8 protein-coding genes and 1 tRNA gene are annotated in these 8,502 nt (G+C 28.4%); 2 read left to right on the forward strand and 7 right to left on the reverse strand.

Annotated features, from left to right (window positions below; translation table 11 throughout):
• Window positions 1-1,046 (forward strand): DUF4209 domain-containing protein (locus QZ429_RS06955; RefSeq protein WP_291953179.1); only part of this gene is annotated, 1,046 nt, incomplete at its 5' end.
• Between the two features lie 32 nt (window positions 1,047-1,078).
• On the opposite strand, the gene QZ429_RS06960 is transcribed toward QZ429_RS06955, so the two are convergent.
• Window positions 1,079-2,008, reverse strand: coding sequence for a ribose-phosphate pyrophosphokinase (locus tag QZ429_RS06960; protein WP_291953181.1), 930 nt, complete (start codon window positions 2,006-2,008; stop codon window positions 1,079-1,081).
• Between the two features lie 68 nt (window positions 2,009-2,076).
• Window positions 2,077-2,481: an acyl-CoA thioesterase gene (locus QZ429_RS06965; RefSeq protein ID WP_291953183.1), complete on the reverse strand. Its 405-nt coding sequence runs from the start codon at window positions 2,479-2,481 to the stop codon at window positions 2,077-2,079.
• Between the two features lie 65 nt (window positions 2,482-2,546).
• Between QZ429_RS06965 and ciaB the strand changes: the two genes are divergently transcribed.
• Window positions 2,547-4,385 (forward strand): invasion protein CiaB, encoded by a 1,839-nt coding sequence (ciaB, locus tag QZ429_RS06970; RefSeq protein ID WP_291953185.1) that lies wholly within the window; start codon window positions 2,547-2,549, stop codon window positions 4,383-4,385.
• A gap of 75 nt (window positions 4,386-4,460) precedes the next feature.
• Here the strand turns inward: ciaB and QZ429_RS06975 are convergent.
• The 5 genes from QZ429_RS06975 to ftsH form a co-directional block, all read right to left on the reverse strand.
• Window positions 4,461-4,550, reverse strand: a tRNA-Ser gene (locus tag QZ429_RS06975).
• Between the two features lie 47 nt (window positions 4,551-4,597).
• Window positions 4,598-5,155 (reverse strand): hypothetical protein, encoded by a 558-nt coding sequence (locus QZ429_RS06980; protein ID WP_291953193.1) that lies wholly within the window; start codon window positions 5,153-5,155, stop codon window positions 4,598-4,600.
• A 63-nt stretch (window positions 5,156-5,218) separates the two neighbouring features.
• Window positions 5,219-5,929, reverse strand: a complete 711-nt coding sequence (pssA, locus tag QZ429_RS06985) for a CDP-diacylglycerol--serine O-phosphatidyltransferase (protein WP_291953187.1) — start codon at window positions 5,927-5,929, stop codon at window positions 5,219-5,221.
• On the reverse strand, window positions 5,926-6,543 hold the full coding sequence (locus QZ429_RS06990) for a phosphatidylserine decarboxylase (protein WP_291953189.1): 618 nt from the start codon (window positions 6,541-6,543) through the stop codon (window positions 5,926-5,928). Before QZ429_RS06990 ends, pssA begins: the two co-directional genes overlap by 4 nt.
• Entirely contained in the window at window positions 6,543-8,453 is a 1,911-nt protein-coding gene (gene ftsH, locus QZ429_RS06995; RefSeq protein ID WP_291953191.1) for an ATP-dependent zinc metalloprotease FtsH, read from the reverse strand. Before ftsH ends, QZ429_RS06990 begins: the two co-directional genes overlap by 1 nt.
• Window positions 8,454-8,502 lie beyond the last annotated feature (49 nt).

Below are 8,502 nucleotides of genomic sequence, written 5' to 3' on the forward strand. Positions count from 1 at the left end.
ATCACATAGATACTATAAATGAAGATAATTCTTTGCAATTTCATAAAAATATTATATGTGGAATATATTGGGTTTTGATTTTAATAGATAAAAGCAATAAAACAAACATCTATAAAAAGATAATTGATATAAATTTATTAATAGTCAATAAAATTAAATATAGCGGTATTAAGGCAGAGGCACTAGCATATGCCTTAAATTTTGCCAAAAAAATTAACAATGAAGAGCAAATATCAAAAATTAATTTACTAATACAAGAAAATAATAAAGAAATTGTCTCCAATTTTAAACCCGTATGTTTTAATATTCCAAAAGAAATTCAAGAAGCAATAGGGCGATTTGAAAATGATGTGAATGATTATTTAAAAATTAATTTTAATTTATTTCAATGTATTATTGGATTTTATCCATACTTTAAAATAAATTTTAAAAAAATAGAAGAAAATAAATCTTTCGTAGATTTTTTTAATACAATTTATTTTGATAGTAATAATTTAATAGAAAATATTGATAATTTCGGATTATTTAGGAAATATTATAATCAAATAATAATATCTTATCCTTGGATAAATATCTTAAAATCAAAACTACTTCAAAAGTTTTATCCAAGTAAAGAATATTTTTATTCTTTAACTTATGATAATAATATAATTCCAAAAGGGTATGAAGAAATTATAGCTAGAATGTTTTTTGCTGGGATACACAAAGACTATATGGACTTTTTTATATACGCTTCAGTAAGCATTGAGGCTATATTAAGACATATAATAGGTGAAGATGTTATAAAGAATGACAAAAAGAATTATCAAATACAAGAGTATGAAACTTTAGAAAATTTATTAGGCAAAATAAAGAAACGAAATCTTTTAGAGGAAGATATTATAAAAGAGTTGCGATTATTGTTTTGCAAAGATGGTCTTAATATTAGAAATAAAATAGCACATGCAAGATTTTCACACGATATTTTTAATAGGCATTATGTATTAGCTGATTATATGTGGGTTTTTTTGATGAATTTTTTTATTATAAATCTAAATAGAAAATAAGTTTTCTTTGCAAGGTAATCCTTGCAAAGAATTTATACAAATAAAGAATTCACGCTTTCATTGTGATAAACTCTGCGTATTACTTCTCCAAATATAGGCGCTACGCTTAAGATTTTGATTTTATCTATTTTTTGTTTTAAAGGAATAGTGTCAGTTACTACTAGCTCATCTAACGCATCTTTTGCAATTCTTTCATAAGCTATGCCACTAAGTACAGGGTGGGTGCAACAAGCTATAACTGATTTTGCACCTTTATTTTTAAAAGCTTCAGCAGCTTTTACTATAGTTCCAGCTGTATCTATAATATCATCAACTAAAATGACCTCTTTGTCTTTTACATCGCCAATGACATTCATCACTTCGCTTTCATTAGCTTTTTCTCTTCTTTTATCCACTATGACTATATCAAGTCCTAAGGCTTTTGCTACACTTCTTGCTCTTGCAATTCCTCCTATATCAGGGCTTGCAATGATAGGATTTTTATAGTTTTTATTTTTAATATAATCATTAAAAATGATACTTCCATAAAGATTATCCACTGGTATATCAAAAAATCCTTGAATTTGCCCTGCATGTAAGTCAATAGTAGCTACTCTATCTACTCCAGCTGATTGTATAAGATTTGCTACTAATTTTGCAGTAATTGGAACCCTAGGACTTGCTTTTCTATCTTGTCTTGCATAGCCAAAATAAGGTATGATAGCAGTTATAGAGCTTGCACTAGAGCGACGCAATGCATCTGTCATTATTAAAAGCTCCATTAAATTATCATTAGTTGGAGCACAAGTACTTTGTATGATAAATACTTCTTTGCCACGCACGCTTTCATCTATTTGTATGCTGATTTCTCCATCACTAAAACGTTTAACTCCAGCATTGCTTAAGGGTAAGGAAAGGTATTTTGAAATTTTTTTTGCAAAGTCTTCATTTGCAGAACCAGAAAATATTTTATATCCACGCATATATAGTAGCCTTAGAATTTTTTATTGATGATATAGAATTTTTTTTAAAAATACAATTAATTTTTAAATTAAAAACCATGTAATCTTTTTAAGTCAGAATCTATGGCTAATTTATTGCCTTTTTTATCTACACTTACGTAAGTTACAATTGCTGAAGTTACATGTATGCAATATACATTGCCATCTTCATTTGCTCTTTGTGTAGCAACTTCTACTTCTACTGTGATGGAAGTGGTTCCTACTTTAATAATCTTAGCATAGCATGATACTAAATCACCCACGTAGATAGGTTCTTTGAAAATAATCTTATCTACAGCAACGGTTACAACTCTTTGAGGTGAAATTTCTCTAGCTGCTATAGCACCGGCTAGATCTATTTGAGACATAATCCAGCCACCAAATATATTGCCTGCTGGGTTAGTATGGCTTGGCATAGCTATGACTTTTAATTTAGGTTCTTGCATATCTTTCATAGTATTCTCCTAGTTGTTTTAAAAAAAATATTATAATTAAGAATCAAAAATAAAGAAAGGTTTATATGAATGATTTTAAACAAATAATACAAATAGTAAAAAATAGAAAGCAATACATAAATAATTTATATAAAATTTTACAAGATGAACAAAAACATCCTCTTATAGATCGAGCGTTAGAATTAGCTGAGCTTGATAATGAAAAAAACAATATTTTAGCTATATTGCGTCGTTTAGTGGATTTAAAAGAGGAAAATTTAATTCAAGAGCTTGAGAAAAAAGGTTTAAAAGAAGAAGAAATTACTCAAATTAAATACAAAGTCCATTCACTAGTAAGATCTTTTTATGAGGTAGAGCATCAAGATCTCATTGATGAGATAAAGGGTAAAAAATTGCTTGATGATTTTTATTTAAGTTTGATTCAAGGTATTCACAATATCGGAATAGTTATGAATTCTTTTGATATTGTGTGGAGCAAACAGATTTTAGACGCCAATAATAAAATTTTAAAAGAGCAATTTTCGACATTGGGTGATGCTTTAGAATTTTTAAAACAAAATAAACTTTATCAATTAAATCAAGATGGAGAAATTTGTGAAAGAAGCTATGGGGCTTTAGTTAAAATTGGAACTATTTGGAGGTTTTTACCTTATGCAAAGGCTTTTGAAAATGAGGTTTTAAAATTAGAATATGAATTTGACAAACTTTTAGAAAAATTAAAAACTTTTGAACTAAATGATGAGAAAGAAGCTTATATAGCGTATATAGAAAAATTAAAATTTGCTTTTTGTGAAAAGGATAATAATGAAGTAATTAAAAAATGGCAAGAAGCTGAATTTGCTTGGATGGAAGTTAAATCACCTTTGCAAATAGGTCATCCATTAGAGTATTATGAAGATTCTTACACTCACGCAGTAGCACTAGAATGGGATATACGTTTAGAAGATATGAGTGATTTTGACGCAAGTATTTTTAAAGAGCAAATAAAAGAAAGTTTTTCTATGATTTATGAACAACTAGAAGAAAAAGATGAAAAACTTTTTGAGGAAGTAAATTTTAATCTTGATAGAACTCAACTTTATATTTGCGTGCCTATGATTTTTTATGGAGCAAATCTTAAAGGACTTTTTTCTGCTCAAGTTGTGCCAAATGATGAATATGTTAGCAATATAGCTGGTAAAAAAATTTTTGCTTTTTTAAATTATGTTTATGAAAATGTTAAAACTAAACCATTTATGAAGCTTTCTTCTATGGTTTTTGAAAAGGAATTTTTAGATTATGGAAGAGAGATTTTGTTTTACAATGAAAAATTATGGAAAAAAATATATGAAGTTTCAACCATAGGACATGAATTTGGACATATTTTCTTTATAGCAAATGATAGTGAGAAGAAAATGAATCAAAATGGAGTATTTAAAAATATAGAAGAATTTAAAGCAACAGCCGGGGGGCTTGTTAATTTTTTTCTACACGAAGAAGATGAGTTAAAAATGCCTGTATTTTATGAGTTGATAAAAAGAGCAATTAGTTTGATAGCTTGGCAGAGAGTAGAGGAGGTTAAGCCTTACTACACAGAAGGCTTGATACATTTATCTTTACTTTTTAAATCTAAAGTTTTGTTTTTTGAAAATGAAAGATTAAATATAGAATTTACTAAAGAATCTTATAAAAGATTTAAAGTGGTATTTTTACAAAATTATTACAAGCTAGCAAGACATTATTTGCTAAAAGAAGATGCAAAAAAATATTTAGATAATTTTTGTGTTTTAGAAGATGATTTTTTTATGCCAGTTGATGAGGAATGTAAAAAATTTGTAAAGTATTATTATGAGTTATATCAACTACACGGAAATGAAATAGATGAAAGTGGAGAATTTGAAAAATATTCTAATATCAAATGCTGAAATTAAATAATTTATTTTTTAACATTCAAAGAATTGATTTAATTTTTTAGTAAATACGGAGAAAAAACAAAAAAGTGGCGGACAGAGAGGGATTTGAACCCTCGAGACCCGTTAAGATCTGCACCCTTAGCAGGGGTGTGGTTTCAACCACTCACCCATCTGTCCTTAAAATGTGTAAGTATATCTTAGTGTTTATAAGATATACCTTAAATTTATACACTAAAATAAGCCACAATAAATGTAACAATAAAGCCTAAAATCAAAGTTGCAACTTGTTTTTTCCTATCTTTTTTAATGGCTATAAGAGTAATTAAAATTCCAGAAAAATAAAGTATTATCATAGCTAAAGCAAAAGCTAAACCAAGCACAGAAAAATACCACATACCTTTATCTTTGTGCAATAAAATCATACTACCTAATAAGCTTCTAGTCTTAGTGATAATCTCATAATTATTTTCATCAAGCTTGATGATAGTTGCTGTATAATTAATGCTACCAAGTTCTATGCCATTGCCTTTTTTGTTTGATTTTGGCTCCAAAGAAGATGGAAATTTGAGATTATTTTGTTGTAAAAAATTGATTAAAAATTCAGCTTCAGCACCTTTTTGTATTACAGCTTGAATTTTATAGCTTTGAATCTTTGCGCCACTATTTCCATCAAGTCCAGCTAAGTATGCAAATCCAGTTATGGCATATAAAAAAGCTAGTGGTAAAAAAAATAAACTAGTATAAATATGAATTTGTCTAAAAAATTTATTTTTGTTCAAGATAATAATCCTTTCTCTTTTTTTAATTTAAATGATTTTAATGCTAAAAATAAGTAAAAGTAAAATTTATTCTTTTTTAAAAGTTTTAGTTAAGGTATAAGCACTACGCAATAATCCATATAAAACATATAAGCTAGCAAGCACTAAAGCACTTTCTAGTAGGTATAAGTAAAACATAGAAAAAAGAATTACTAGTGTGATTAAAACTTTCAAAACATTTGCTCTTTTTAAATCAATTTTTTTGAAGCTAGGATATCGTATATTGCTAACCATTAAAAATGCAAGCAGTGCTTGAATGCATAATATTAATAAAGAATAATCACGAAAGACTTCATAATCTAAATAAGCCTTTATCCACAAGGCACTTACAACTGCAGCAGTTGGTATAGGTAAGCCTATGAATACAGAGGGTTCATATGTCCCTGTGGTAATATTAAATCTTGCTAAGCGTATTGCACCAAAAACTACAAATAATCCTGCTATAAGTGATCCAAATTTTCCATATTCATACCCTATATTCATATAAAAAAGTATAGCCGGAGCAGCTCCAAATGCTATTAAATCAGCTAAAGAATCAAATTCAATCCCAAATTTAGAAGTAGAATTGGTAGCTCTTGCAACACGCCCATCAAGTCCATCGCATATAAGCGATAAAATAATATAAATAATAGCTTCATTAAAATTTTGATTGATTGAAGCTATAATGGAAATAATTCCTAAAAATATTGAAGTCGCTGTGAAAAGGTTGGGTAATATATAAATTAATTTAAAATTCATGGATTTAAATAACCTATTAGAGCACCAATGTGAATTTTATCATTTTCATTAATGCAAATTTTACTATTTTTTGGTAAAAATAAACTCACGCTACCATCTAACATAAAGCCTATTTCTTGAGCGTGATCTAAATGACAACCAAAATCATAGATATGAGCTTTTCTATTTAAAGCACCAAAATTAATACGCATAGCCCACAATTTATCTTTTGAATTTACTAAAAATAAGATTCTTTCACTCAATAAATTCATATTTTTTATAAAAGGACACAAAAAAAGTCCATGTTTTATAGTTGTTTTTTTGATTTCTAATTTAAGTGGAGCTATGATAGTTCCTTGGGAAAAAATTGAATTTATAATTTGAATTTCAACACACTCGCCAATTTCAGCATAGGTGGTTGATTGAATTTTTTTAACTATACCTTCTATAGGAGAAATAATAGCACTAGAATCTGCTATATGTTTAACAAATCTTATTCTAAAAAGATATAAAAACAATATCCATATCAAACATAAAATCCAAGAAAATCCCCATATAAACTGAATTATTGCAAAAAATATAGCAAAGAATATTAAAAAATTTAAACCAGCTTTTGCAATAAAATTAAATTTCATTAACTTTCCTTAACACTTTCTTGTTTTTCCTCTAAGCGAGTAGGAATATTATTTTCCTCTTCATAATTTTTAATAATTTCTCTAACTTTATTTCCATCTATAGTTTCTTCTTCATATAAAGTTTTTACCATAGTCTCAATTGCTCCATAATATATTTTAAGGATTTCTTTTACACCTTGATATCTTTCATCTAAGGTTTTTTTGACATATTCGTCTAAATCCTGTGCCATTTTATCTGAATAATCCTTGATAGTTTGACCGCCACTTAAGAAAGTATTTCTTTGCTTTTCAAGCACCATAAGACCAGCTATTTCGCTCATTCCATACATAGAAATCATAGCTTTTATAATATCCGTTGCACGTTCTAAGTCATTGCTAGCACCAGTTGAAATTTCTTTTATGAAAATTTCTTCAGCAGCACGTCCGCCTAAAAGAACATCAACTTCTGCTAAAAGTTCATGTTTTTGCATTAAAAATTTATTTTCTTCAGGAGTATTTAGAGTGTATCCAAGTGCTGCTAATCCTCTTGGAATCACAGAAACTTTACTTACTTTTTTAGCTCCTTTTGTGGTTTCAGCTATTAGTGCATGACCGCATTCATGATATGTTACTATTTTTTTCTCTTTATCATTAATCCTACGAGATTTTTTTTCAAGTCCTGCTATAGCTCTTTCAACGGCTTCAACTAAATCTTTTTGTTCTACGTGTTTTTTAGAATCTCTACCAGCTAAAAGTGCTGCTTCATTAATGATATTAGCTAAATCAGCTCCAGCTAATCCAGCAGTCAATCTTGCGATATCTTCTACCTTTACTTCAGGAGAGATTTTAACATCTTTCATATGCACTTTTAAAATATCACATCTACCTTTAAAATCTGGCTTATCCACTAAAACTTGTCTGTCAAAACGACCAGGTCTTAATAAAGCAGCATCAAGCACTTCAGGTCGGTTAGTTGCTGCTAGGACTATCACTGGTGAGCTTTCAGTGCCAAATCCATCCATTTCAGCTAAAAGTTGATTTAGCGTTTGTTCTCTTTCATCATTTCCACCCATCATACCACTAGCAGCACGAGATTTTCCAATTGCGTCTATTTCATCTATAAATACAATAGCAGGAGCTTCTTTTTTTGCATTTTCAAATAAATCTCTTACTCTTGAAGCGCCAACACCAACAAACATTTCTATAAAAGATGATCCTGATACACTAAAAAATGGCACATCAGCTTCTCCAGCTACTGCCTTTGCTAGTAATGTCTTACCTGTTCCTGGAGGTCCTACAAGTAAAAGTCCTTTTGGAATTTTTGCACCAAGTTTAATGTATCTTTCTGGATATCTTAAGAAATCAACAATTTCCTTAACTTCCTCTTTTGCCTCTTCAACACCAGCAACGTCGTTAAATTTAACCTTGGGTTTTTCTGAATTAACTAATTTTTTTGAACTTCCAATTCCAAGGATAGAACCACCCATATTTTTTTGCATACGAGAAGCTAAAAACATCCAAATCCCAAAGAAAATAAATACAGGTAAAACCCAAGAAAGTAGTAAATCTATAAACCAATTGCTTTCACTAGAATATCCATATGAAATACCTTTTGAATCAAGTAAAGATACAAAAGTTGCATCATTGGGAACTTTTTTTGTTATATAAACCATATTTCCAGTTTTAGAAATAGCTTTTATCGTTGTTTGACCTATATCAACTTGAGCAATTTGGTTATTTTCAATTAAAGTTTTTAATTCAGAATAAATAATTTTTTTAGTATTTTCACTACCAATAAAATTCATAGTCGAATCATCTGATAGACTTCTAAATAAAACTATCGCTATCATAGCAAAAACAGCAAAAATAAAGATAGGATTTTTATTAAAAAAATTATTATTATTATTTTGATTATTTGATTTTTTATCCATTATTTTCCTTTTTATAGACTAAACTTAACCATTCTCCTTTATTTTTATA

Origin of the sequence: Campylobacter sp. (assembly GCF_020024835.1) — a bacterium.
Taxonomy (GTDB): domain Bacteria; phylum Campylobacterota; class Campylobacteria; order Campylobacterales; family Campylobacteraceae; genus Campylobacter_D.

What these genes read in the sequence shown, in the direction of transcription:
- QZ429_RS06965 (WP_291953183.1), bottom strand. Translation starts at nt 2,481, where the DNA reads ATGAAAGATATGCAAGAACCTAAATTAAAAGTCATAGCTATGCCAAGC.
- QZ429_RS06990 (WP_291953189.1), bottom strand. Translation starts at nt 6,543, where the DNA reads ATGAAATTTAATTTTATTGCAAAAGCTGGTTTAAATTTTTTAATATTC.
- ciaB (WP_291953185.1), top strand. Translation starts at nt 2,547, where the DNA reads ATGAATGATTTTAAACAAATAATACAAATAGTAAAAAATAGAAAGCAA.
- QZ429_RS06960 (WP_291953181.1), bottom strand. Translation starts at nt 2,008, where the DNA reads ATGCGTGGATATAAAATATTTTCTGGTTCTGCAAATGAAGACTTTGCA.
- ftsH (WP_291953191.1), bottom strand. Translation starts at nt 8,453, where the DNA reads ATGGATAAAAAATCAAATAATCAAAATAATAATAATAATTTTTTTAAT.
- pssA (WP_291953187.1), bottom strand. Translation starts at nt 5,929, where the DNA reads ATGAATTTTAAATTAATTTATATATTACCCAACCTTTTCACAGCGACT.